Genomic DNA, 1,331 nt, shown 5'->3' with positions numbered 1-1,331 from the left:
CCTCGATGCCGATCAGGCAGGGTGGCAACTTGGTGAAGAACGGCAAAACCTGCGATCGCCGTAGTGCCTTGCGCACGACAACGTCTCCAGACGCGTCAACGGCATGAACTTGAAAAACACGCTTGGCCAAATCGAGGCCCACGGTGGTAATCTGCATGGCGGATGGCTCCTTTGCTTGGGTTGCCAGACAGCAAACCCATTTTGGCACTCAGATGCCGGGAGCGGGAGCCATCCACCTCATCCGCTTCGAGGTCGCGTGCCGTCGGTCAGCTTTCGAAGCTATCAACAAGCAGCCGTCCCGTTGGAGACCCTCTCGCCGCCGATGTGCCACCCCGCACGCGAAGCTGACTTCGAAGATCATGTGCTTGCGCCTGGATTTGGCCAACCGTGACTGCATTCAGCAATTGCGACACAACCGCGAAGAACGCTCATCCGCCTCTTGCGAAAACTGTGGGTCAACGTTCATGCTTATTTCAGCCACCAATTTGCGGCGGAGAGCCGTGGCATAGTCGCCAGGACCTTTGAGGGCAACCACGAAGGCTTGGGGACCGCCAATGACGGAGTCGGCAAAATACGAGGCCAACCTTTGGTCGGGGTTCTCACCTTCCGTCGGAATGGCGATCGCATTGATCGTGTACCCTTTAGCAATCGCGTTCAACCTGCTTGGGTGAACAGGAAGGCCGTCATTGTTTTCGCCATTGCTCGAGATGTCGATTACTTTCTTAGCCGCTGTTCCCGGAAACTGGTCAAGGAGCAGACTTCCCACGTCGATGGCTGAGGAAACGGACGTTTTACCTCGCCCCCTGCGACTAAAGCCGGTATCGCCTTCCTCGCTGATCACCAGTGCAGCAGCCTCGGCATCTTTCAATGAGCAGATCCTTGTCCACGGCAGCACAATGCGTGTGCGCCCGGCACTCGACCATTCAAAGTAGGTTACACTAATGCAGCCGAGATAATTGCGGGCAATGGCGGCGACAATCTCGGGCGACGTCAGCGCTGCGGCATGTCCCTTGCGTTGGAGATCGGCTATATCCGGATCGATCGAGGACGAAAAGTCGACTGCGAACACGACAGCCACATCGACGTTAGCAGCATGCGCCTGCAGGCCCCAGAACATTGACGCCGCAAGTGTGGCGGCCAGTCTCAATGGGCCCTTGGGCCACCCGGTTACCGTCAGGGACGGCACCTGCACGGGATCGAGGCGCGCCCAAAGCTTGCGACCGACGTCTTGGCGCGCTTTTCCAAACATGGCACTTTCCTTTTCCGCGTCTGGCTGGGTTGAAAGCGATCGATTTCAATATTCGGAAATCTGGCGAGGAACCTTGGCCGCC

Annotated in this window: 1 protein-coding gene and 1 pseudogene; both read right to left on the bottom strand. The window is 57.8% G+C overall.

The window, feature by feature from the left end; genetic code table 11:
* Nucleotides 1–157: pseudogene (locus AC1DUU_RS32255) on the bottom strand (IS110 family transposase); the annotation flags it as partial.
* 240 nt (nucleotides 158–397) lie between these two features.
* Nucleotides 398–1,249: a DUF1194 domain-containing protein gene (locus AC1DUU_RS32250; RefSeq protein WP_476787357.1), complete on the bottom strand. Its 852-nt coding sequence runs from the start codon at nucleotides 1,247–1,249 to the stop codon at nucleotides 398–400.
* Nucleotides 1,250–1,331 lie beyond the last annotated feature (82 nt).

Source organism: Aminobacter sp. P4_H6_2, assembly GCF_056400805.1.
Note: the sequence above shows the minus strand (reverse complement) of the source record. Positions and strands in the feature narration are given on the sequence as shown.